This window comes from Enterococcus sp. DIV2379 (genome assembly GCF_050542965.1).
In the GTDB taxonomy this organism is placed as follows: domain Bacteria; phylum Bacillota; class Bacilli; order Lactobacillales; family Enterococcaceae; genus Enterococcus_D; species Enterococcus_D entomosocium.
In genome coordinates, this window is sequence record NZ_CP172938.1 from 1,520,304 (window position 1) to 1,544,326 (window position 24,023).

At 43.2% G+C, this 24,023-nt stretch carries 19 protein-coding genes and 1 riboswitch; of the genes, 16 read left to right on the forward strand and 3 right to left on the reverse strand.

The window, feature by feature from the left end:
• The first annotated feature begins 11 nt into the window (after positions 1-11).
• On the forward strand, positions 12-1,310 hold the full coding sequence (purB, locus tag IGI92_RS07025) for an adenylosuccinate lyase (RefSeq protein WP_034878615.1): 1,299 nt from the start codon (positions 12-14) through the stop codon (positions 1,308-1,310).
• Positions 1,311-1,358: 48 nt separating this feature from the next.
• Here purB and IGI92_RS07030 read toward each other — a convergent pair whose 3' ends face one another.
• From IGI92_RS07030 to IGI92_RS07040, 3 genes are all read right to left on the reverse strand, one after another.
• On the reverse strand, positions 1,359-3,407 hold the full coding sequence (locus tag IGI92_RS07030) for a penicillin-binding transpeptidase domain-containing protein (RefSeq protein ID WP_430608366.1): 2,049 nt from the start codon (positions 3,405-3,407) through the stop codon (positions 1,359-1,361).
• 1 nt (position 3,408) lies between these two features.
• On the reverse strand, positions 3,409-4,014 hold the full coding sequence (locus tag IGI92_RS07035) for a DUF1054 domain-containing protein (RefSeq protein WP_430608367.1): 606 nt from the start codon (positions 4,012-4,014) through the stop codon (positions 3,409-3,411).
• A gap of 101 nt (positions 4,015-4,115) precedes the next feature.
• Positions 4,116-4,550, reverse strand: coding sequence for a hypothetical protein (locus IGI92_RS07040; RefSeq protein WP_086332312.1), 435 nt, complete (start codon positions 4,548-4,550; stop codon positions 4,116-4,118).
• 214 nt (positions 4,551-4,764) lie between these two features.
• Here IGI92_RS07040 and purC point away from each other — a divergent pair, with 214 nt between their 5' ends.
• The 15 genes from purC (at position 4,765) to IGI92_RS07115 (ending at position 24,007) form a co-directional block, all read left to right on the forward strand.
• Complete coding sequence (gene purC / locus IGI92_RS07045) at positions 4,765-5,490, forward strand: phosphoribosylaminoimidazolesuccinocarboxamide synthase (protein ID WP_016620872.1); 726 nt, start codon at positions 4,765-4,767, stop codon at positions 5,488-5,490.
• Positions 5,481-5,753 (forward strand): phosphoribosylformylglycinamidine synthase subunit PurS, encoded by a 273-nt coding sequence (gene purS, locus IGI92_RS07050; RefSeq protein ID WP_005230018.1) that lies wholly within the window; start codon positions 5,481-5,483, stop codon positions 5,751-5,753. The genes purC and purS overlap by 10 nt, the downstream gene beginning before the upstream one ends.
• Positions 5,750-6,427: a phosphoribosylformylglycinamidine synthase subunit PurQ gene (gene purQ / locus IGI92_RS07055; RefSeq protein WP_016620871.1), complete on the forward strand. Its 678-nt coding sequence runs from the start codon at positions 5,750-5,752 to the stop codon at positions 6,425-6,427. The genes purS and purQ overlap by 4 nt, the downstream gene beginning before the upstream one ends.
• On the forward strand, positions 6,420-8,648 hold the full coding sequence (gene purL / locus IGI92_RS07060) for a phosphoribosylformylglycinamidine synthase subunit PurL (RefSeq protein ID WP_430608368.1): 2,229 nt from the start codon (positions 6,420-6,422) through the stop codon (positions 8,646-8,648). The genes purQ and purL overlap by 8 nt, the downstream gene beginning before the upstream one ends.
• On the forward strand, positions 8,633-10,057 hold the full coding sequence (gene purF / locus IGI92_RS07065; protein WP_016613330.1) for an amidophosphoribosyltransferase: 1,425 nt from the start codon (positions 8,633-8,635) through the stop codon (positions 10,055-10,057). The genes purL and purF overlap by 16 nt, the downstream gene beginning before the upstream one ends.
• A 124-nt stretch (positions 10,058-10,181) precedes the next feature.
• On the forward strand, positions 10,182-11,228 hold the full coding sequence (gene purM / locus IGI92_RS07070) for a phosphoribosylformylglycinamidine cyclo-ligase (RefSeq protein ID WP_005236392.1): 1,047 nt from the start codon (positions 10,182-10,184) through the stop codon (positions 11,226-11,228).
• A complete protein-coding gene (gene purN / locus IGI92_RS07075) occupies positions 11,225-11,809 on the forward strand; it encodes a phosphoribosylglycinamide formyltransferase (protein ID WP_086317291.1) in 585 nt (194 codons plus the stop codon). The genes purM and purN overlap by 4 nt, the downstream gene beginning before the upstream one ends.
• Positions 11,802-13,337, forward strand: coding sequence for a bifunctional phosphoribosylaminoimidazolecarboxamide formyltransferase/IMP cyclohydrolase (gene purH / locus IGI92_RS07080; protein ID WP_430608369.1), 1,536 nt, complete (start codon positions 11,802-11,804; stop codon positions 13,335-13,337). The genes purN and purH overlap by 8 nt, the downstream gene beginning before the upstream one ends.
• A gap of 16 nt (positions 13,338-13,353) precedes the next feature.
• Positions 13,354-14,640: a phosphoribosylamine--glycine ligase gene (gene purD, locus IGI92_RS07085; protein ID WP_430608370.1), complete on the forward strand. Its 1,287-nt coding sequence runs from the start codon at positions 13,354-13,356 to the stop codon at positions 14,638-14,640.
• Positions 14,641-14,808: 168 nt separating this feature from the next.
• Positions 14,809-15,723, forward strand: a complete 915-nt coding sequence (locus IGI92_RS07090) for an aldo/keto reductase (protein WP_005236385.1) — start codon at positions 14,809-14,811, stop codon at positions 15,721-15,723.
• Positions 15,724-15,933: 210 nt separating this feature from the next.
• Positions 15,934-16,911 carry a GMP reductase gene (gene guaC / locus IGI92_RS07095; protein ID WP_081487946.1) on the forward strand — a complete coding sequence of 326 codons (978 nt, stop codon included), beginning with the start codon at positions 15,934-15,936 and terminating at the stop codon, positions 16,909-16,911.
• Positions 16,912-17,033: 122 nt separating this feature from the next.
• Positions 17,034-18,134 (forward strand): non-hydrolyzing UDP-N-acetylglucosamine 2-epimerase, encoded by a 1,101-nt coding sequence (wecB, locus tag IGI92_RS07100; protein ID WP_008381437.1) that lies wholly within the window; start codon positions 17,034-17,036, stop codon positions 18,132-18,134.
• A gap of 398 nt (positions 18,135-18,532) precedes the next feature.
• Positions 18,533-18,704, forward strand: a riboswitch (M-box (ykoK) riboswitch).
• A 187-nt stretch (positions 18,705-18,891) separates the two neighbouring features.
• Positions 18,892-21,483, forward strand: coding sequence for a magnesium-translocating P-type ATPase (gene mgtA / locus IGI92_RS07105; protein ID WP_005236382.1), 2,592 nt, complete (start codon positions 18,892-18,894; stop codon positions 21,481-21,483).
• 434 nt (positions 21,484-21,917) lie between these two features.
• A complete protein-coding gene (pdhA, locus tag IGI92_RS07110; protein WP_005231936.1) occupies positions 21,918-23,027 on the forward strand; it encodes a pyruvate dehydrogenase (acetyl-transferring) E1 component subunit alpha in 1,110 nt (369 codons plus the stop codon).
• A 2-nt stretch (positions 23,028-23,029) separates the two neighbouring features.
• Entirely contained in the window at positions 23,030-24,007 is a 978-nt protein-coding gene (locus IGI92_RS07115) for an alpha-ketoacid dehydrogenase subunit beta (RefSeq protein WP_005230047.1), read from the forward strand.
• Positions 24,008-24,023 lie beyond the last annotated feature (16 nt).

Below are 24,023 nucleotides of genomic sequence, written 5' to 3' on the forward strand. Positions count from 1 at the left end.
GAGATAAAAACATGTTAGAGCGTTATACAAGACCAGAAATGGGTGCTATTTGGACCGATCAAAATCGCTACCAAGCGTGGCTAGAAGTCGAGATTTTAGCTGACGAAGCTTGGGCGGAATTAGGAGAGATACCGAAAGAGGATGTTGCATTGATTCGTGAAAAAGCATCCTTTGATATCGACCGTATCTTAGAGATCGAAGCGCAAACGCGACATGATGTAGTTGCTTTTACACGAGCAGTCTCTGAATCTTTGGGTGATGAAAGTAAATGGGTCCACTACGGCTTGACGTCAACGGATGTTGTTGATACGGCGTATGGCTACTTGATGAAACAAGCCAACGATTTGATTCGTGAAGATTTGAACCGTTTCGTGACGATCATTGGCGAAAAAGCCAAAGAATACAAGCATACCGTGATGATGGGACGTACCCATGGTGTTCATGCGGAACCAACGACCTTTGGCTTGAAATTAGCCTTGTGGTATTCAGAAATGAAACGCAATGTCGAACGTTTTGAGCGGGCTGCAAAAGGGGTCGAAGCGGGCAAGATCAGTGGTGCCGTTGGAACCTTTGCAAATATCCCTCCGTTTGTCGAAGAGTATGTCTGTGAAAAACTAGGGATTCGTGCGCAAGATATTTCCACGCAAGTATTGCCTCGTGACCTGCATGCAGAATATTTCTCAGCAATGGCATTGATCGCAACCAGCATTGAGAAATTTGCCACCGAGATCCGTGGACTACAAAAATCAGAAACGCGGGAAGTCGAAGAATTCTTCGCCAAAGGACAAAAAGGTTCTTCTGCTATGCCCCATAAGCGTAATCCAATCGGTTCTGAAAATATGGCCGGACTTGCACGAGTCGTTCGCGGTCATATGGTGACGGCTTATGAAAATGTCTCCCTTTGGCATGAACGGGATATCTCACATTCATCGGCAGAACGGATCATTATTCCGGATACGACGATTTTGATCGATTACATGCTGAATCGCTTTGGCAATATCGTCAAAAATCTGACCGTTTTCCCAGAGAATATGAAGCGCAATATGAATGCGACCTTTGGATTGATCTACAGCCAACGAGTGATGTTGAAATTGATCGATCACGGAATGACAAGAGAGCAAGCCTATGACTTGGTTCAGCCAAAAACAGCGCAAGCTTGGGATGAACAAATGGATTTCCGTCCATTGTTAGAAGCTGATCCAGCAATCACGGATGTTTTGACCAAAGCCGACTTGGACGATGCGTTTGATTACAACCATCATTTAAAACAAGTTGACACGATTTTTGAACGTGTCGGTTTAGCCGAATAAAAAAAGCCGCAACCTTGAGACATCCGTCTTAAGGTTGCGGCTTTTTTTTTAATAATGTTCAGCTAAATAGGTCAATAGATCAGGGGCTAAACCAGTTGCTGATTGGTTATCCTGGCGATCTTCTAACATGGAAACCATCAGAAATCCTTGATCTTGCGAATCGAAGGCGAATAAGAAGCTGTTTTCTTGGCCTTTTTCATCTTGCTTTTCTTTGATTTCAGCAGTTCCTGTTTTGGCAGCTAGTGGAATGTTCAGCGCTGCCAAAGAGTGTGCCGTTCCGTTGGCATCTGAGACAACCGCCGTTAAATCTTGATTGATTTGCTCAATCGTCTCTGCTTTAAAGACTTCTTTGTCCTTTTGTTCTGTCTCTTTCAATAAACGAGGATAAACCAGTTTTCCTTGATTGGCAAAGACCGAATAAGCAGCAGTTTGCTGAATGGGATTCAGTAACAGTTCTCCTTGTCCATAGCCGGTATCTGCCAGTAAAATCTCTGAGTTGAAGGAGTCTTCATTGGAAATTTGAGCAGGATTCATCGCAATCGGTAAATCCAACGTTTCACCAAAAATCAATTTCGACAAACCGTTACGAAAAGCATCTTCACCCATAGCTAAGGTTTGTTGTGCCATATAGATGTTATCAGAGTAAACCAGTGCATCTTTTAGATTGACAGAAGCTACGTCGCTGACTCTGGTGACAAAGTAGTCCCCCCACGAGCTGTCTTTTTGCCACTTCAATCCATCGATCGCAATACTTTGGGTAGGGTCGATCGTACCATTTTCTAAGCCAATCGCTGCCGTGATGGTCTTAAAGGTCGAACCTGGTGCATAGGCCGTAGCAAAGCGGCTGATGAAAGGCAAGTCTTCGTTTTGTTCATACGCATCGTAGTCTTCTTGGGAGATCCCTTGGGTCATTTTATTGGGATCATAACTCGGTGAGCTGGCTAATACCAGCAGATCACCGGTTTTTGGTTCTGTGACGACCGTGGACCCCGCCTGATTTTGTAAGGCGTCAAAAGCTGTCTTTTGGGCTTGTGCGTCAATGGTCAGTTGGATATCTTTACCATCTGCCCGTTCTTTTTCTAAAAGAACCGATTTTTCAGCACCGTCTTCATCTGTGATGGCGATTTTTCCGCCATTTTCGCCCCGCAACTCTTTGTCAAAGGCAGCTTCCAGACCACTACGACCAATTTGTCCGTTGCTTGCTAGCGTTTCATCCTTTTCGATATCTTCTGCAGTCACGTTCCCTAGATAACCAATCAACTGGGCAGCGGCTTCTCCAAGAGGATAAGTCCGTCCCGTCGTTTCTTTTAAACTTGTTCCAGTTGGCATTTCATCGGTTGGTTCGATAATCTTTAAGGGAACGAACAACTCATCTTGGACCCACGATTGCGCCAATGCTTGATCGATCGCATCTTCTGTTAGGTCAAAACGTTCCGCGATTGCTTTGATATTGGCGGTTTTTTCGTCTCCCGTACCCAGCTGCCCCGGAATGACGCCTAGTTGATAGAGCGTGCCATTTTCTGCTAGCGGTTCATTATTTCGGTCGAGGATTTCTCCGCGTGTGGCATTATCTACCGAGATACTGATTTTGTCTTGTCCTTCCATTCCCGGAAAAATCAATTGAGGCGACCAATCGATCTTGGCTTGGTCATCAGTCAGAGTAATCGTGCCACTATAAGACAGCTCTGTTAATTCACCTAACGAGGTGGTTAAGGAACCGTTGTATTGGAAATTGAATTGATCGGAATCCTTATCATCGGGCGTTACCTCAATTCCTGAAGCTTTAAATGATTCGGCACCGATACCAGTGAAAATCGCTTCGTATTTTGCTGAGACTTCGTCTGCGGTAAAGCCGTTTGATTCCAAACTTTCTTCGGTCAGTAAAGCAGATAGATCGCTGTACTTCTGATCAGATATAGCATCGATAAAGGAATTGAGGACTTTTTTTGCTGCTGCTTCTTCTTGCCGATTTTGATAGACCGTATAGCCATAATAACCGCCACCAAGTACTAATAAGGCGGCAGGTAGTGCCAGCCAGACGAAACGCTTAGGTTTTTTCGCTGGTTTTTCGTTGCGAGACCGCCGATTTTCTGACATATTATTGTTCCTCCTTTAGTGCCGACAAACGGGCGTGATAAAGCGGCAACAGCGTTTGATAAACTGCTAAAATATCCGCCATCTCAACTTCTTCGATCATTTCTTTTGGAAAGATCTTGCCAAATTGAAGTTCACTTTTTTTGACTTTCTGTAATCGTTCTAAGTAGGTTGGCCATTTAGCGATTGGAGAGTGGTCATACTTGGTATGATCAGGAGATAGCGTAAAGTCTGCTGGCAAGTGATCAAATAATTCTTTTTGAGCCAGCCAAGATTCCGCGATCGTTGCTTGATTTTTCGGTTGATCGATCACACTGAGCCAAACAAAGACATACGCTTGATTGATTCCAATTTGAAAGTGGGCATCCATTTTATAACCACGCTTGTTAGGGCCGATCCCCGCCCACGTTTCGGCAGGAGGGTAGACGGTTCTACGCCGATGCTGTGCGATATGCAAATAAAAAGGGTCTTGACAGCTTTCTTCAAATAATGGGATCGCTGCCTCGCCGATGGTTTGGAAAACCGGCTGGATCTCTGAACGGATTTTTTCCATTCTTTCTTCTAATGTTTCTAAAGCAAAAGCATCAAATGACTGTTTTGTAAATAGCATAATCGTGTCCTTTCTTTTGTCTGAAAACAGTATAACAAAAAAAGCCCGTAAAATTTCGGGCTTTTGTTTATTTTATCTTATTTTTATTTAGTGATTACCCGTCAGTGCGTAGCGTGACTTAAGTTAAAGGTAGGGGCTTGACTTTGTTCCTTCAAAAGATGCAAAAGATCGTCTAAAAAAGAAAAGTCCGTTTCTTCTAAATTAAAATAAATACGGAAAGAATACGTATGTTTAAATAAGCTTTGACGATGTATCTGGTGAATGATCAATTCGTCATTGCGGCCATTTTGAAATTGTAGAACTCTTTTTTGTTCTTCTGCATAGTGAGGACGTGCCCCTTTTTTGAAGGGACTGAATACATAGAAACTCGTTTGTTGGTTAATGGAAAGGATTTGCTGCACGGCCAATAATTCGTTATGGAGCTGTTGTTTTTCTTTGTCTGTTAAATGAGCTAAAAAAAGTTCAGCACGATTCTTTAGCGACCACATATAGTACTCCTCCTTGAATGTAGCTACAATACGACCTAAATATAGCATGAAAATAGAATGTTGTAAACGCTTTATAAAACCCTTCGCCAGTCAAACGGGAGAGGTAAACTTGTTTGATGGGGTAAAAAACGAACATTCGTGTTTATTAATGTATAAATGTACAGATAATCGTTGACCCGCTTTTTCAGCGTTGTTAGAATAATAACCAAATAAAGATGTGTGTCATCGCTATGTGAAAAATAATACTTAACTGAGGTGGAATATGGAATCAGAAGTGCTTCTTTATGAAGGAAAAGCCAAGAAATTGTTTAAAACCAACGAAGAAGATGTGTTGAGAGTCCTTTATCTGGACCAAGCAACTGCGCTGAACGGTTTAAAGAAAGATGCAGTCGCAGGGAAGGGTGCCCTAAACAATCAGATCACTGCGCATCTTTTTCAGCGTTTAGCTGATAAAAATGTCCCAAGTCACTTTCTTCAATTAGTGTCTAAACACGAACAATTAATTCGAGCTGTCACCATGATTCCTTTAGAAGTCGTTGTTCGCAATACGGCTGCTGGTAGTTTTTCAAAGCGCTTGGGCATCGAAGAAGGAACCAGACTGCCAAAGCCGATCGTGGAGTTTTACTACAAAGAGGATCGCTTAGATGATCCGTTTATCAATGACGATCATGTGTTCTATCTGGGTCTTGCCACAAAAGAGGAACTGGACCAGATCAAAAAACTGGCGCTACAAGTCAACGCTGCGTTACTGGAAATCTTTGCAAGTATCCAGATTCAACTGATCGATTTTAAAATCGAGATCGGCAAAACCAAGAAGGGCGAGTTGCTCCTGGCTGATGAGATCTCACCAGATACTTGCCGCTTATGGGATATGGGTACAAATGAACATCTTGATAAAGATGTCTATCGTCGTGATTTAGGGGACATCGTTCCTGTTTATGAAGAAGTTTTAAATCGTTTAGAAAAGGAGAATTCAACATGTATTTAGTCAAAGTTTACGTCACTTATAAGGAATCTGTTTTGGACCCTCAAGGAGAAGCCGTCAAAGGAGCTGTTCATCGCTTAGGATATCAAGATGTCAGTGATATTCGCATCGGGAAATACTTTGAAATCAAAGTGACACCTTCCAACAATCAAACACAAGCAGCAGTAGCAGAGGAGATTGAAGCGATCTGTGACAAACTTTTAGCAAACGTCAATATGGAAACCTACCGTTATGAAATAGTTCAAATGGAGGAAGCAGCCCTATGAAATTTGCAGTGATCGTCTTTCCTGGATCAAATTGTGATGTTGATTTGATGTGGGCAATCAAAGATATCATGGGTGCAGAAGCAGAATATGTGCGCCATGATGCAGAAAGCTTAGCCGGTTTTGACGGTGTTTTGCTCCCAGGAGGATTTTCCTATGGTGACTATTTGAGATGCGGTGCAATCGCTCGTTTTTCAGCGATCATGTCAGAGGTCATTCGTTTAGCAAATGAAGGCAAACCTGTCTTTGGTACCTGCAATGGGTTTCAAATTTTAACGGAAGCGGGCTTGTTACCAGGGGTTTTACAAAGAAATGAATCATTGCATTTTATTTGCAAGCCGGTCCGTCTGCAAGTGAATAATCAAACAGCTTTTACTTCTGAATATGAAACGGATCAAGTCATTACGCTTCCTGTCGCTCATGGTGAGGGCAATTATTATTGTGATGAAACGACTTATCAGGAATTGGTTGCCAACAATCAAATCGTTTTCCGTTATGAAGATAACGTCAACGGCAGTCTACACAATATCGCTGGTATCTGCAACAAAGCAGGCAATGTCCTAGGCATGATGCCTCATCCAGAACGAGCGATGGAAAGTTTATTAGGCTCAGAAGATGGCAAGAAGTTTTTTGCTTCATTATTGAAAAATTTTGGGAAGGTGCCGGTAAATGGATAAAATGATCGTAAAAGAACCTACACCACAAGAAATCAAAGACACGAAATTATACGAGCAATGGGGATTGACCCAAGAAGAATATCGGATGATCTCAGAAGATATTTTGGGACGTTTACCAAACTATACCGAAACTGGACTCTTTTCAGTGATGTGGAGTGAACATTGTTCTTACAAAAATTCCAAACCTGTTTTGCGGAAATTCCCGACAGATGGGCCGCAAGTACTGCAAGGTCCGGGAGAAGGTGCGGGTATCGTGGATATCGGCGATGATCTAGCTGTCGTATTTAAAGCGGAAAGCCATAATCATCCTTCTGCGGTGGAACCTTATGAAGGAGCAGCAACTGGTGTTGGTGGAATCATCCGCGACATCTTCAGTATGGGAGCAAGACCGATTGCTGTTTTAGACTCCTTACGATTTGGTGAGTTAGATAATCCAAGAACGAAATATCTTTTGGAAGAAGTCGTTGCTGGGATCAGTGGCTATGGCAACTGTATTGGGATTCCGACCGTCGGTGGTGAAGTGGCATTTGATCCTTGTTATGAAGGCAATCCATTAGTCAATGCCATGTGTGTAGGGATCATTGCTCACAAGGATATTCAAAAAGGGCAAGCCAAAGGTGTTGGAAACACCATCATGTATGTCGGCGCAAAAACAGGACGCGACGGGATACACGGGGCGACTTTTGCATCGGAAGAATTTGTCGAAGGAGAAGAACAACAACGTTCCGCCGTACAAGTCGGTGATCCTTTTATGGAAAAACTCTTGTTGGAAGCTTGTTTGGAATTGATCGTGGATCATTCGGACATTTTAGTCGGGATTCAAGATATGGGCGCTGCTGGATTGGTTTCTTCTAGTGCCGAGATGGCATCAAAAGCCGGATCAGGTTTGCGCTTAACGTTAGATGATGTCCCACAGCGAGAAACCAATATGACGCCTTATGAAATGATGCTGTCAGAATCCCAAGAGCGAATGCTGATCTGTGTCAAAAATGGGCATGAAGCTGAAGTGGAAGCCCTCTTTAAGAAATACGATCTAGAAGCAGTCGTGATTGGTGAAGTGACGGATGATGGCAACTATCGTTTGTTCCATCATGGACAGGAAGTCGCTAATTTACCAGTGGATGCTTTAGCTGAAGATGCACCGACTTACTACAAAGAGATGGCAGAACCAGCACGGATCAAAGTGTTTAAGGAAACACCGGACTTTGTTCCAGTGATTCATTCAGCAACGTCTGTATTTGCGGATCTGCTGCAGCAGCCGACGATCGCTTCGAAACGCTCGATTTTTGAAACCTACGATTCGCAAGTTCGTACCAATACCGTGGTAGGACCCGGCAGTGATGCGGCCGTTTTACGAATCAAGGGAACCAATAAAGCCTTGGCGATGACGACTGACTGTAATGCTCGTTACCTTTACTTAGATCCTGAAGTCGGTGGACAGATCGCAGTTGCAGAAGCTGCTCGAAATATCGTCGCTTCCGGTGGGCGTCCATTGGCGATCACTGACTGCCTTAACTTCGGCTCGCCAGATAAACCAGAAGGATTCTGGGAGTTATCTACGGCTGCTGACGGGATCTCAGAAGCTTGTCGTGTACTAGAGACACCAGTAATCTCTGGGAACGTCTCCTTATACAACGAAACGGACGGACAATCGGTCTATCCAACGCCTGTAATTGGGATGGTCGGATTGATCGAAGAGCTGGCGCATATCACGACGCAGCATTTCCAAGCAGCAGGGGATGTGATCTATGTCCTAGGGGAAACCCATGCTGATTTCAATGGGTCTGAATTGCAAAAACTGCAGACAGGAAAGATCGCTGGGCGTTTAATGTCCTTTGATCTTGAAACAGAAAAAACAAACCAACATTTGGTTATCGCAGCGATCCAAGCAGGTCTTGTTCAAAGTGCCCACGACTGTGCCGAAGGTGGTTTAGCGATCGCTTTAGCCGAATCCGCTTTTGACAAGGGCTTTGGTCTAAATGTGACCGTGTCATTGCCAGCAGCACAATTGTTTTCAGAAACCCAATCCCGTTTTGTGCTTTCAGTCGCACCTGATAAGCAAGCAGCTTTTGAAGCACTGGTAGGTGCTGCTGCAATAGCGATCGGGGAAGTGACTGCTGATGGCCAGATTCGCATACAAGCACAAGATGATACGATCGAGATGCCCCTTACTGAGGCGAAATTGAAATGGGAGGAAGCCATTCCATGTTTAATGAAGTAAAGAGCCTCAACGAGGAATGTGGGGTTTTTGGTGTTTGGGGTCATCCAGATGCCGCTCGTGTCACCTACTTCGGACTACACAGTTTGCAACATCGCGGCCAAGAGGGTGCTGGGATCGTCACGAATGATGCGGGAAAACTCAATGGTCACCGTGATTTAGGGTTGCTAGCGGAAGTGTTTTCGGATGAACGTGTCCTCCAGCGTCTGACAGGAGATGCTGCCATTGGTCACGTTCGTTACGCAACTGCTGGTAATGGTAGCGTTGATAATATTCAACCATTTTTATTCAAATTTTTTGATCAGCAGATTGGCTTAGCTCATAACGGCAACTTGACGAATGCGAAAAGTCTACGGAAATCATTAGAAGAGGCTGGTGCGATTTTCCACTCGAATTCCGATACAGAGATTCTCATGCACTTGATCCGTCGCAGCGAAGAACCGCTTTTTATGGATCGGGTCAAGGAGGCATTAAATCAAGTTAAAGGTGGATTTGCGTACCTTTTACTGACGGAAAATGCCATGATCGCAGCACTAGACCCCAATGGCTTTCGGCCATTGTCAATCGGGAAAATGGTCAATGGTGCTTATGTGGTGGCTTCAGAAACCTGTGCGTTGGAAGTCATCGGTGCGGAATTTATTCGTGATGTCCGACCGGGCGAAGTCGTGATCATTGATGATGCAGGCATTCAAATCGAGCAGTATACCCAAGAAGTACAACCGGCGATTTGTTCGATGGAGTTTATTTATTTTGCCCGTCCTGATTCCAACATCGCTGGCGTCAATGTTCATCGTGCCCGTAAAAATATGGGCCGTCGCTTGGCAAAAGAGGCGCCGATCGAAGCGGATATGGTCATTGGTGTACCGAATTCATCCTTATCTGCTGCCAGCGGGTACGCAGAAGCTTCAGGTATTCCTTATGAATTGGGCTTAGTAAAAAATCAATACATTGCACGAACGTTTATTCAACCGACACAGGAGTTAAGAGAGCAAGGCGTGCGAATGAAGCTCTCAGCTGTTCGTGGCGTAGTCGAAGGCAAACGAGTGATTCTAGTCGACGATTCGATCGTCCGAGGAACCACCAGCCGCCGTATCGTGCAACTGCTAAAAGAGGCAGGTGCCAAAGAAGTTCATGTGCGTATCGGTTCGCCGCCTTTGCGCTATCCATGTTTTTACGGGATCGACATTCAAACGAGGAAAGAATTGATCGCAGCCAAATATACGGAAGCTGAGATTTGTGAAAAAATCGAAGCAGATTCTTTGGCCTTTTTAAGTGAAGACGGGTTGATCGAAGCGATCGGTTTAGATTTCGACGCACCTTACTCAGGATTGTGTATGGCCTATTTCAATGGCGATTATCCAACCCCTTTGTATGATTATGAAGAAAACTATCTCGCGTCTTTAGCTGAATAAGCTGAATAAATAGTAGGCAAAAATGGTTTTTCAAACGAAGCAGTGAAGGACCGCTGGTTTACTTGCGTTAACGACGAATGAGCTGAATGAAGAAAAGCGGATGAATGATTGAGGAGGAACGAACGTGGCAAATGCATATGCAAAAGCCGGTGTCGATGTCGAAGCCGGTTATGAAGTAGTCGAACGGATCAAAAAGCATGTGAAACGAACAGAACGGCTAGGCGTGATGGGGGCAATCGGGGGCTTTGGTGGCTGTTTTGACTTATCATCGTACCAATTGAAAGAACCGGTACTCGTTTCTGGGACAGATGGTGTAGGAACCAAGCTTTTGTTGGCGATCCAACAAGAACAGCACACAACGATCGGCATTGATTGCGTCGCGATGTGCGTGAATGATATCGTCGCTCAAGGGGCAGAACCTATCTACTTCCTTGACTATGTTGCAGTTGGTAAAAACGATCCGGCAAAGATCGAACAAATCATTGCTGGTGTCGCAGAGGGCTGTGTGCAAGCGGGGGCTGCCCTGATTGGTGGGGAAACCGCTGAGATGCCGGGGATGTATCAGCCAGAAGAATATGATCTTGCTGGTTTCGCCGTAGGGATCGTCGAAAAAAGTCGCTTGATCACTGGAGAAACCATTAAAGAAGGCGATGAGCTGATTGGTTTGCCTTCTTCAGGCATTCACTCCAATGGGTACTCTTTAGTCAGAAAAATCTTTTTTGAACAGCATGGCTATACAGGAGCAGAAACGTTTGCGGAACTTGGTAACCAAACGCTTGCAGAAAGTTTATTGACGCCAACGAGAATTTACGTTGATGCACTGAAACCTTTATTGACAGAAGGATTGTTAGCTGGAATTTCTCATATCACTGGTGGCGGCTTTGTTGAAAATATCCCACGGATGCTGCCTGAAGGTCTGGCGGCAGAAATCGCCTTAGACACTTGGCCGCAGTTGCCAATATTTGATATGATCGCTACTCATGGCGCGATTCCTCATCAAGAAATGTTCGAGATTTTCAATATGGGTATCGGTATGGTCTTAGCCGTTGCGCCAGAAAATGTTGCGGCTGTGATGGCACTTCTATCCGCCAATGAAGAACAAGCATACCGGATCGGTAAAGTGACCAAACGTAACAACGAAGCCGTTTGCTTCAAAGAGGCAGTCCGATGAGGATCGCCGTCTTTGCTTCTGGAACGGGCAGCAATTTTACAGCAATCGCCGATGCGATCCAAGCAAATAAAATCAAAGGAGCGCAGATCGGGTTGGTCTTTTCCGATAAACCTACAGCGCCAGTAATAGAAAAAGCCCGCGCGAGAGACTATGAAACGCTTGTCATAGAGCCAGCGGCATTTGCATCAAAAGCAGCCTTTGAAAATAAATTGATCGAAGAATTGCAGGATCATGCCATCGATTTTATTGTTTTAGCAGGGTATATGCGAATCATCGGCAACACTCTATTATCCGCTTATGAAGGCAGAGTCATCAATATCCATCCCTCCTTGTTGCCGAGTTTCCCAGGTAAATCTGGGATCGCCGATGCCTTCGCTTACGGCGTGAAAGTGACGGGAGTGACGGTTCATTATGTCGATGCCGGCATTGACACAGGGCCAATCATTGCCCAAGAAATCGTTCGGATCGACACCGACGATACATTAGCAAATGTGACAGAAAAAATTCATCAAGTAGAACATCAAATCTATCCAGCTGTTTTAGCTGAAATCGTGGAAAAGGGGCTATCGAATCGTGAATAAACGTGCATTAATCAGTGTGTCTGACAAAGAAGGACTCGTACCATTTGTCCAAGAATTGACCAATTTAGGATTTGAGATTATCTCAACTGGCGGGACAAAAACGGCCTTGGAACAAGCGGGGCTTCAACCGATCGGCATCGAAGCGGTCACAGAATTTCCTGAAATGATGGATGGTAGGGTCAAGACGCTACATCCACGGGTGCATGGTGGTCTGTTAGGACGGCGTGATCTGCCTTCTCATATGGAGGCAATGGCTGAGCATGGCATTTTACCGATCGACCTTGTTGTCGTCAATCTTTATCCATTTAAAGAAACCATCAGTAAGCTTGACGTCACAGAAGCCGACGCAATCGAAAATATCGACATCGGCGGACCAAGTATGCTACGTTCTGCGGCGAAAAATCATGCCTCAGTAACTGTTGTCGTTGATCCCGAGGATTACGACTGGGTTTTAACTGAGCTGAAGGAAGGCAATACGACGTTGGCATCAAGAAAGAAATTAGCTGCCAAAGTCTTCCGCCATACCGCCGCTTACGATGCCTTGATTGGTGAATACTTGACCAAAGCGGTGGCTGAAACAGAAACAGAGACCTTGACGAAAACCTATGTTTTGAAACAAACATTGCGTTATGGTGAAAATAGTCATCAGAAAGCTTCCTTCTATCAAGATGCATTACCCGTGCCCTATTCGATTGCCAGCGCAAAACAAATCCACGGCAAAGAATTGTCTTACAACAACATTAAAGATGCTGATGCTGCCTTGCGGATCGCAGAAGAATTTACAGAGCCGACTGCGGTAGCCCTCAAGCACATGAATCCATGTGGAATCGGAAGTGGAGAAACGATTGCTGAAGCTTTCCAAGAAGCTTACGAAGCAGACCCAGTGTCGATTTTTGGCGGGATCATTGTTTTGAATCGTCCAGTTGATGTGGCAACTGCGGAGCAACTGCAGCGGATTTTTCTTGAGATCATCATTGCACCTGCATTTGAAGAAGAAGCACTAGAAATCTTAACGAAGAAAAAAAATCTGCGCCTGCTGGTTGTTGATTTCGAAAAAGCAGTCAAACAGCCAGAAGTTGTCTCTGTCCTTGGGGGCTTATTGGTGCAAGAACCAGATGATCAAATGGAAACACCAGAAGATTGGACCGTGGTGACAAAGAGAAAGCCGACACCAGAAGAAATCGCAGCTTTGGCATTTGCTTGGAAAGCGGTGAAACACGTGAAATCTAATGCCATCGTTTTAGCCAATCAACAGCAAACCGTCGGGATCGGCGCTGGTCAAATGAACCGCGTGGGTTCGGTGAAAATCGCCGTCGAACAAGCCCGTGAAAACAATAAACTGGCTGGTTCAGTGCTGGCAAGCGACGCCTTTTTCCCAATGGATGACAGTGTTGAATATGCAGCGCAACAAGGAATCAAAGCGATTATTCAACCTGGTGGCAGTATCAAAGATCAAGAGTCGATCGACATGGCAGATAAATACGGTATGGCGATGGTCTTTACTGGTGTTCGTCATTTTAAACACTAAGAAATAGGAGAAGACGATGAAAATACTTGTTATTGGTAGTGGCGGTAGAGAGCATGCCGTCGCAAAAAAGTTTCTGCAGGATCCTCAAGTGGAAACAGTCTTTTGTGCGAAGGGCAATCCCGGTATGCGAAAAGACGGGATTAAGACAGTCGCAATTGAAGAGTCCGATCATGAAAGTCTAATTGCTTTTGCTCAAGAGCAGGAGGTTGATTGGACCTTCGTTGGTCCGGAAGTTCCGTTGCTAAATGGCATCGTAGATGATTTTCAGGGGGCGGGCTTGGAAATTTTTGGCCCCAATCGCCAAGCAGCGATGATTGAAGGATCAAAAGAGTTTGCCAAAGAATTGATGCGAACCAATCACATTCCAACAGCAGACTATCAAAGCTTTACAGATAGTGCCCAGGCAAAAGCCTATATCCAACGTAAAGGTGCGCCAATCGTCATCAAAGCAGATGGTTTAGCGGCGGGCAAAGGCGTGGTTGTCGCGGAAACCATTGAAGAAGCAAACGTAGCAGTCGAAGCGATGCTGGAGCAAAATGCTTTCGGTGAAAGTGGTGCAAAAGTGGTGATCGAAGAGTTTTTGGCTGGCGAGGAGTTTTCGCTATTGGCATTTGTGAAGGGCGAAGCCGTCTATCCAATGGTCATTGCCCAAGACCATAAACGTGCCTTCGATGGCGATTTAGGTCCGAATACAGGAGGTATGGGGGCTTATACGCCGGTACCGCAGATTCCGCAAGAAATGGTCGATCAAGCGGTAGCAGAAGTTTTACTTCCTGCAGCAAAAGGGATGATTCGCAACAATACACCGTTTACGGGGATTCTCTATGCAGGTCTGATTGCTACCAATGATGGACCGAAAGTCATCGAATTCAATGCGCGTTTCGGCGATCCAGAAACACAAGTCGTGTTAAGTCGTTTAGAAAGCAGTCTAGCCCAGATCATTGATGATCTCTTACAGGACCAAGTACCTACGATCCAATGGAATCAATCGGCTTCGATCGGTGTCGTGATTGCCTCTCAAGGATATCCAGGCAAGTATCAGCAAGGAATGCCTGTCCCAAGCCCTGAAGGAGAAGGAACGCAATTCTTTTATGCAGGAGTGGATGAAGCTGCCGACCAAGGTGGTTTGACGGCAGCTGGTGGGCGCGTTTTTCTTGTGGAAGCATCAGCTGAGAATTTAGCTGCTGCACAAAAGAACGTCTATGAAGCAATCAGCAGGTTGTCTTTATCTGGCTTATATTACCGAAACGATATCGGCGATAAAGCCTTGCAATATAGCAACTCATCAAAGGCGATGAAGTAAAGAATATTTCTGTGCATAACACAAACTGAAAAAAAGGAGGGCTGCCAGTAGAACCAATCGGTTGTGCTGGTGGTTTTCGTTTTATGGGAGGTATTTTTGACGTTGGTATAGCGTTTTCATCTTGTTGTGATAAAATAGGAATGTAGTTTAAATAAGGAGGAACTTTACGTGAAAAAAATTAAATTCGGTCCCACTGATTTAGAAGTATCCAGCGTGATTTTAGGATTGATGCGAATCAACAATGCTAAAGATCCTGTGAAGGTCTTGACGACTGCGATTGAAAATGACATTACCTTCTTTGACCATGCGGATATTTATGGTCGCGGTGAATGTGAAACGATTTTTGCAGAAGCGTTAGCAAAAACGGCAGCTAAAAGAGAAGATTTGTTTATTCAATCAAAATGCGGCATCGTTCCAGGTGAAATGTTTGATTTTTCGAAAGAGCATATTATCTCTTCTGTGGAAGGTAGTTTGCAACGATTGAAAACTGATCATTTAGATGCATTATTATTGCATCGCCCTGACACTTTGTTTGAACCAGAAGAAGTGGCAGCAGCCTTTGACCAATTAGAAAAAGACGGTAAAGTGAAATACTTCGGTGTCAGCAATCAAAAACCTGGTCAAATCGAGCTATTGAAAAAATATGTTTCGCAACCTTTAGTAGCGAATCAACTGCAATTCGGGATCATGCATACAGGGATGATCGATCAAGGGATTCATGTCAATATGACGGATGCTGGCAGTATCGACCATGATGGAGAAATTTTGGAATATTCTCGTTTGCATGAGATGACGATCCAAGCTTGGTCTCCGTATCAGTATGGTTTCTTTGAAGGGGTCTTTATCGGCAACGAGAAATTCCCAGAGTTAAACGAAAAATTAACCGAACTAGCGAACAAGTATCAAACAACGCCGACTGGCATCGCATCTGCGTGGATCTTACGTCATCCAGCAAATATGCAAGTGATTGCCGGAACGATGACCCCGCATCGAATTGAAGAAATTGCGCAAGCTTCTTCGATCGTATTGACCCGCCATGAATGGTATGAAGTGTATAAAGCAGCAGGGAACATCTTACCTTAATTTATACGTAAATTCCGTTTTATTCAGTTGTTATAAGGATGAATGTTCGCGAAAGACGAACATTCATCCTTTTTTTTCAAAAAGTATTTCTAAAAAGCTTGTATTTCATTTCCAGGTGGTTTAAATTGTTGTGGGCGTTAAAAATAGGCTGATGCCATTTGATGCTTGCTTCACTCTTAGTAAGATTTGGAGGATATTTTTATGTTTGACATGAAAGTTTTTGATTACGAAGATATACAACTGATTCCTAACAAGTGTATCGTGAACAGCCGTTCAGAATGTGATACCACGGTGACATTAGGCGGACACTCGTTTAAAATGCCTGTTGTTCCTGCAAATATGCAAACAATTATTGATGATTCAATCGCAGAATTTTTAGCTGAAAATGGCTATTTTTATATTATGCACCGCTTTGATGAAGAAGCACGGATTCCATTCATCAAAAAAATGAAAAGCCGCGGCTTGATTGCTTCTATCAGCGTAGGTGTCAAAGAAAATGAATATGCCTTTGTAGAAGAACTAGCTGAGAAAGAGCTTGTTCCTGATTTTATCACGATCGATATTGCCCATGGTCACTCAAACGCCGTGATCAATATGATTCAACACATCAAGAAGCATTTACCAGCAACGTTTGTGATCGCTGGAAATGTTGGAACGCCAGAAGCAGTTCGTGAATTGGAAAACGCTGGCGCAGATGCAACAAAAGTCGGTATTGGACCAGGGAAAGTTTGTATCACAAAAATCAAAACTGGTTTCGGGACTGGCGGATGGCAATTGGCAGCATTACGCTGGTGTGCCAAAGCTGCTCGCAAACCAATCATTGCAGATGGTGGCATTCGGACACACGGCGATATCGCTAAATCTGTCCGCTTTGGTGCAACCATGGTCATGATCGGTTCATTGTTTGCTGGGCATGAAGAATCACCAGGGGAAACCAAGGTAGAAAATGGCGTTGTAATGAAAGAATACTTTGGTTCTGCATCAGAATTTCAAAAAGGTGAAAAGAAAAACGTAGAAGGAAAGAAAATTTGGATTCAATACAAAGGTTCTTTAAAAGATACGTTAGTTGAAATGCAGCAAGACTTGCAGTCATCGATCTCTTATGCAGGTGGAAAAGATTTAGAATCGATTCGTAAAGTGGATTACGTAATCGTGAAAAATTCGATTTTCAATGGAGATACTATTTAAGCTGGATACTGAAGAAACGGCCTTTTAGCGGTCGTTTCTTTTTTTTGTTGGAACAACCATTTTGTTTTTCTGTTTTCTTCGTTATAATAGAAGCAATGAGAAGTAGAGGAGCGGGTGACCAAATGACAATCAAAGTGATGTCTGTGTTCGGTACCAGACCGGAAGCCATCAAAATGGCGCCACTAGTAAAGGAATTGGAAAACGACCCGCGTTTTGAATCGATCGTTGTGGTGACGGCGCAGCATCGAGAAATGTTGGATCAAGTTTTAACGGTTTTTGAAATCATTCCAGATTATGATCTGGATATTATGACTTTAGGGCAAACTTTGACAGGAATCACCACCAAAGTTTTGCTGGATCTGGAACCAATCTTGCAAAAAGAAACCCCTGATATCGTACTCGTCCACGGGGATACGACCACAGCTTATGCAGCCGCGACGGCAGCTTTCTATCAGCAGATTCCTGTGGGGCATGTGGAAGCCGGTTTGCGTACATGGAACAAAAAATCTCCTTATCCGGAGGAAGCCAATCGTCAGCTGATCGATGTATTAGCGGATTTTTATTTTGCGCCAACTGTCCAAAGCAAAGAAAATTTATTAGCGGAAAATCGCAATAAAGCTGCAATTTTTGTAACGGGAAATACCGCCATTGATGCGATGCGTTATACGATCTCGGAGGACTATCAGCATCCAGAACTTTCTGCAGCAGATCAAACCATGATTCTTCTGACAATGCACCGTCGCGAGAACTTAGGTGTTCCGATGCAGCAAGTCTTCCGCGCTTTAGCGAAGATCGCTAAGGAGAAACCAACCATCAAAGTGGTTTTTCCTATGCATAAAAATCCTCAAGTCCGAGGGATTGCTTTGGAGATACTTGGGGAACTAGAAAATGTCACGCTGATTGAGCCTTTAGATGTCATTGATTTTCACAATGTTGCCAATCAAAGCACATTGATTTTGACGGATTCTGGTGGTGTCCAAGAAGAAGCACCGTCGTTAGGCGTTCCTGTTTTGGTCTTGCGAGATACAACAGAGCGCCCAGAAGGAATTGCTGCAGGTACGTTAAAACTGATCGGTACGTCTGAAGCTGCGGTTTATCAAGAAACGAAGCGACTACTAGAGGATCCAGAAGCTTACAATGCCATGGCACATGCAGAAAATCCCTATGGCGATGGGAAAGCTAGTCGGCGAATCTTGAAAATTTTAGCAGATCATTTTTCGTGAGAGCTGGATCGAAAGAATATAGAAAAAATCATTTTTCAGAATCGGATATGAAAGAGAAATAGGCAGCTGTTTATTTAAATGGCTGTCTATTTTTTATTCGAGTTTGGAAATTTATTACATTCTCTCCTTCAATGAGATAGCCGAAGTGACTTGATGGATTCTGGGTTTTGCTTTGAGAGGATTTCTCTCTATCTGTTCGTGTAAAAAAAGTTTTGTCACATATAAAATCACACCAGTTCTTTAACGTTGTTATTTTATTGTAAGACCTTTCATTTGAAAACCAACGAAAATCTATGAAAAAAGGGTGCTTTTTTCCATTGTTGCGGTTGACATTGACTAGGATAGCAGTTATTATGTGGGTAGTTGGAAGATAGACTTCCGGCGAACTGACATTTTATACAAATAATTGTTAGGTGAGGCTCCTATATGGACACAAGCTGCTGCCGCAAAAGTATCGAGAGATACTTAGTTGGTAGGACAGGTCTAATCGTGAAGGTTAAACCCAAAGTAGCTGATAGCAGATTTGCTATCTACGCCCTATAGTGCTAAAGCTCTACAATGATCATGAGTTTTTTACGCATGCTTATTGGGAGCGTGCGTTTTTTTGTGTCTTTTACGCATGTTCCACAGTGACTTACCTAATAAAAAGAAAGGAAGATTCACATGGAATACCCCAGTCCCCAGATGAAACAGCGGAGTAATTATCGAATCGCTAGGGGTGGCGTAAGCAACTCCTAAGTGCTAGGAGGAAAAAAAGATGTTAAAAAAACTATCGAAAGATCAAGAACTAAAATTACTGGCAAAATTGACCGAAAGAGAACTGCTGATGGAAATGCGGACATCCTTCCAAGGGTTATCGGAAGAAGATGCTGCAGAACGTTTGGCAGAGTATGGTCCAAACAAAGTAGATGCGCAAAAACCAACACCTGCTTGGTTGATGATCCTAGGTGCTTTCAAAGATCCTTTTGTGTTAGTTTTGGCATTATTAATGGTTATTTCTTTTGTAACAGGCGATATTGAAGCAGTGATCGTGATGGGAATCATGATTTTAGCCAGTGTCATGATTACTTTCGTCCAAGAATACCGTTCCCAAAAAGCAAGCTTAGCGTTAAAAGAACTTATTGAAAATACTTGTTCCGTCACTCGAGATGGAATCACGAGAGAAATTCCAATGGATGAAGTCGTTCCAGGAGACATCGTCACCTTAGCAACCGGCGATATGATTCCTGCGGATGCGATCTTGATTTGGACCAAAGATTTATTTATCAATCAATCTTCATTAACAGGCGAATCAATGCCAGTTGAAAAATTTGTCGATGCTGGGATCAAAGAAAGCGATGAACAAATTTCTGCACTAGATATGCAAGATCTTGTTTTCATGGGTACCGATGTCTTAAGTGGTCAAGGAAAAGCCATTATTTTGAAAACCGGTCAAAGTACTTTCTTCGGTGATATTGCCAAAAATGCGACGACGAAACGGGGTAAAACAACCTTTGAAGATGGCTTAACAAAAGTCAGCAAGCTATTGTTGCGAATGGTCATGGTTCTTTTCCCAATCGTTTTACTGATCAATGGTTTGACCAAGGGTGATTGGGGCGAAGCGTTGTTCTTCGCGATTGCAGTAGCAGTTGGTTTGACGCCAGAAATGCTACCAATGATCGTCACCAGTAACTTAGCCAAAGGGGCGATCTCTTTATCAAAAGAAAAAGTGATCGTCAAAGAATTGCCTTCGATTCAAAACTTAGGTGCAATGGATGTACTATGTACCGATAAAACGGGTACGATCACCGAAGATCGTGTTGTACTGGTACAGCATTTAAACCCATTTGGCGTAGAAGATAAACAAGTCCTTGATATGACGTATTTAAATTCTTACTATCAAACAGGGTGGAAAAACCTGATGGATATTGCTGTCTTAAACTACTATGAAGAAGAAGGCTTGGCAGCGCCATTTAACGATGTGACAAAAATCGATGAGATTCCGTTTGACTTCTCACGTCGCCGCTTGACGGTTGTTGTCAATGCAGATGGTCATCAACTGATGGTCACTAAAGGTGCCGCCGAGGAAATGGAACAAGTCTGCAAGTACGTAGAAGTTGATGGCAAAGTGATGGAATTGACTCCTCAATTGAGAAAACAATTGCGTCAAGTGAATTTGCGCTTGAATAAACAAGGAATGCGCGTGTTGACTGTTGCTGTAAAACGAGATGCCCACGCAGATGCCGTTTATTCTGTAGAAGATGAACAAGATATGATCATGATTGGCTTTATGGGCTTCTTAGATCCAGCAAAAGAAACAGCAAAAACAGCGATTGCTTCTTTACACGGTCATGGCATCAATGTCAAAGTGTTAACGGGAGATAATGCGATCGTTGCGCAAAAAGTTTGTCGAGATGTTGGTATTGATGCAGATGAATACTTGTTAGGAACCGATATAGATCATCTGTCAGATGAAGAGTTAGCAGAGAAAGCTGCAAAAACTAATCTGTTTGCAAAATTAAATCCAATGCAAAAATCCCGAATCATTGAAACCATTCAAGCGGCAGGCCATACGGTCGGCTTTATGGGAGATGGCATCAACGACGCGCCTGCTTTACGTACAGCAGATGTTGGTATCTCGGTTGATACCGCAGCAGATATCACCAAAGATGCCAGCTCGATCATTTTATTAGAAAAAAGTTTGAATGTCCTTGATAAAGGGGTCATCGAAGGCCGCAAAGTATTTACCAATATGATGAAGTACATCAAAATGACGTTGAGTTCGAATTTCGGGAATGTGTTCTCGATCTTAGTTGCTAGTGCCTTTTTACCTTTCTTACCAATGTTGTCCATTCAACTGTTGGTTCAAAACTTGGTGTACGATATGGCCCAATTGACGATCCCATGGGACAACGTAGATAAAGAAGAGTTAGAAAAACCAGTTAAATGGCAAGTGGGTGGACTATTGAAGTTTACCGTCGGCATTGGACCTGTCAGCAGCATCTTCGATATTTTGACTTTCTTTATGATGTGGCATGTCTTTAGTGCAAATACCATCCAAGAGCAAGCCTTGTTCCAAGCAGGATGGTTTATGATTGGCTTGACGACACAAACCTTAGTCGTTCACATGATCAGAACGAGAAAATTACCATTTATCAAAAGTATCGCATCACCTGCAGTTTTGATTTCAAGTGTTCTAGCGATTGCAGTTGGCTTCTTGGTCATCTTGACGCCATTGCATACCGTCTTTGATTTTGCAGCACTGCCATCAAGTTACTGGCCATGGTATGTCGGTATCAATCTAGCTTATTTAGTAACAGTTGAGTTTGCGAAACGCATTTACATTCATGTCACGAGAGAATGGATTTAAAAAAACAGGTCGGCGTTCTTCCTAACAGGGGGAGAATCGCCGATCTGTTTCTTTTTATCCGTTCTCTGTATTATTTTTTTCTCATATTAAGAAATTTCTCTTTGATTCAAGTCGAATCCTTCACAAGTGATAAAAGGAGGTTAATGATAAATCTGTTTAGCGGAATGGTGGATGCTGTACTATTCTTAAATAAAAAAAAGAATCTGAAAAGAAAAAATTGAAGAAAGCGATTGCTTTAATGTGATTAATTTCACTAATGTTTTCTTAAGAGTTGCTACAGTGGGAATTCTTTTATTAAAAAAAATACCCTTTTCACTTGTCATTTTCGAAGTTAAATGATAATTTATAAGAGTAAATGAAATTTCGATAGTACAGATTTAAACCCTGTTACATACGAAAGTGAATTTTTATATCAGAGAGGAAAGTGTGTCAAGATGGCAAAAAAACAAAAAGCACTTGATTTCCAAGCGATTTTGGAGCAAGTCAATGCGGATTTTCCAACTTACCAAGCTTTGGACAAAGACGGGAAAATTGTAAATCAAGAGTTAGTACCAGATTTAAGTGACGACGAATTAGTTGAATTGATGACTCGTATGGTATGGTCTCGTGTATTAGACCAACGCTCAACTGCGTTAAACCGTCAAGGTCGTCTAGGTTTCTTCGCGCCAACTGCTGGACAAGAAGCAAGCCAATTAGCAAGTCAATTTGCTTTTGAAAAAGAAGACGTTTTATTACCTGGTTACCGTGATGTACCACAATTGATCCAACACGGTCTGCCATTGAAAGAAGCTTTCTTATGGTCACGTGGCCACGTTGCTGGGAACCTTTATCCAGAAGATTTAAAAGCATTGCCACCACAAATCATTATTGGTGCACAATACGTCCAAGCAGCCGGCGTTGCTTTAGGATTGAAAAAACGCAACAAGAAAAATGTTGTATTCACTTATACAGGTGATGGCGGTTCTTCACAAGGGGACTTCTATGAAGCAATCAACTTTGCAGGGGCTTACCATGCAAACGCTGTATTCTATATCCAAAACAATGGTTTTGCGATCTCTACACCTCGTGAAGTACAAAGTGCGGCACCAACATTGGCACAAAAAGCTGCAGCAGCTGGGATCCCTGGTATCCAAGTTGACGGTATGGATCCATTGGCAGTGTACTATGTTTCTAAAGCAGCTCGTGAATGGGCAGCAAACGGCAACGGTCCTGTATTGATTGAAACCTTGACTTACCGTTACGGTCCACATACATTGTCTGGTGATGATCCAACCCGTTACCGGTCAAAAGACATGGACAGCGAATGGCAACAAAAAGATCCATTGGTACGTTTCCGTACTTACCTAACTGAAAAAGGACTTTGGTCTGAAGAAAAAGAAGAACAAGTCATTGAACAAACAAAAGAAGAAATCAAAGCAGCGATCGCTGAAGCGGACCGCGTGCCAAAACAAAAAGTTTCAGATTTCTTGAAAAACATGTTTGAAGTACAACCACAAAACATTAAAGAACAAATTGCAACTTACGAAGCGAAGGAGTCGAAATAGTCATGGCACAAAAAACAATGATTCAAGCAATTACAGATGCCTTAGCTGTTGAAATGGAAAATGACAAAGAGATTTTAGTCTTTGGTGAAGATGTCGGTAAAAACGGCGGGGTTTTCCGTGCAACAGAAGGTTTACAAGAAAAATTCGGCGAAGATCGTGTCTTCGATACCCCTCTTGCTGAATCTGGTATCGGCGGCTTGGCTTTCGGTTTAGCATTAGAAGGTTTCCGTCCAGTTCCAGAAATCCAATTCTTTGGTTTCGTATTTGAAACATTTGACGAAATCGTTGGTCAAATGGCGCGTACTCGTTACCGTATGGGTGGTACACGTAATTTACCAATCACTATTCGTTCACCATTTGGTGGCGGTGTGCACACACCAGAATTGCACTCAGATAACTTGGAAGGATTGATCGCTCAATCACCTGGTATCCGTGTCGTTATTCCATCAAACCCATATGATGCAAAAGGATTATTGATTGCTTCTATCCGCAGCAATGACCCAGTTGTTTTCTTAGAGCACATGAAACTTTACCGTTCATTCCGTGAAGAAGTGCCAGAAGAAGCATACGAAGTTCCTTTAGACAAAGCAGCAGTAACTCGTGAAGGTTCTGATGTTTCAATCATCACTTATGGTGCAATGGTTCGTGAAGCAATCAAAGCTGCTGACAACTTAGCGAAAGAAAACATCAACGCTGAAATTATCGACTTGCGTACAGTTGCTCCTCTTGATGTTGAAACGATCATCAAATCAGTTGAAAAAACTGGTCGTGTGGTTGTCGTTCAAGAAGCACAAAAACAAGCAGGTGTTGGCGCTCAAGTCGTTTCTGAAATTTCTGAACGTGCGGTTCTATCACTAGAAGCTCCAATCGGACGCGTGTCTGCACCAGATACGATCTTCCCATTCGGTCAAGCTGAAAACATTTGGTTGCCAAATGCAAAAGACATCGAAGACAAAGTGAAAGAAATCGTGAACTTTTAATAGTTGAAGAAGGGAA

Coding starts and splice junctions, on each gene's coding strand:
- purC (WP_016620872.1), top strand. CDS start 4,765: ATGGAATCAGAAGTGCTTCTTTATGAAGGAAAAGCCAAGAAATTGTTT.
- purF (WP_016613330.1), top strand. CDS start 8,633: ATGTTTAATGAAGTAAAGAGCCTCAACGAGGAATGTGGGGTTTTTGGT.
- guaC (WP_081487946.1), top strand. CDS start 15,934: ATGAAAGTTTTTGATTACGAAGATATACAACTGATTCCTAACAAGTGT.
- mgtA (WP_005236382.1), top strand. CDS start 18,892: ATGTTAAAAAAACTATCGAAAGATCAAGAACTAAAATTACTGGCAAAA.
- pdhA (WP_005231936.1), top strand. CDS start 21,918: ATGGCAAAAAAACAAAAAGCACTTGATTTCCAAGCGATTTTGGAGCAA.
- purS (WP_005230018.1), top strand. CDS start 5,481: ATGTATTTAGTCAAAGTTTACGTCACTTATAAGGAATCTGTTTTGGAC.
- purN (WP_086317291.1), top strand. CDS start 11,225: ATGAGGATCGCCGTCTTTGCTTCTGGAACGGGCAGCAATTTTACAGCA.
- IGI92_RS07040 (WP_086332312.1), bottom strand. CDS start 4,550: ATGCTATATTTAGGTCGTATTGTAGCTACATTCAAGGAGGAGTACTAT.
- purQ (WP_016620871.1), top strand. CDS start 5,750: ATGAAATTTGCAGTGATCGTCTTTCCTGGATCAAATTGTGATGTTGAT.
- IGI92_RS07030 (WP_430608366.1), bottom strand. CDS start 3,407: ATGTCAGAAAATCGGCGGTCTCGCAACGAAAAACCAGCGAAAAAACCT.
- IGI92_RS07115 (WP_005230047.1), top strand. CDS start 23,030: ATGGCACAAAAAACAATGATTCAAGCAATTACAGATGCCTTAGCTGTT.
- purB (WP_034878615.1), top strand. CDS start 12: ATGTTAGAGCGTTATACAAGACCAGAAATGGGTGCTATTTGGACCGAT.
- IGI92_RS07035 (WP_430608367.1), bottom strand. CDS start 4,014: ATGCTATTTACAAAACAGTCATTTGATGCTTTTGCTTTAGAAACATTA.
- wecB (WP_008381437.1), top strand. CDS start 17,034: ATGACAATCAAAGTGATGTCTGTGTTCGGTACCAGACCGGAAGCCATC.
- purD (WP_430608370.1), top strand. CDS start 13,354: ATGAAAATACTTGTTATTGGTAGTGGCGGTAGAGAGCATGCCGTCGCA.
- purL (WP_430608368.1), top strand. CDS start 6,420: ATGGATAAAATGATCGTAAAAGAACCTACACCACAAGAAATCAAAGAC.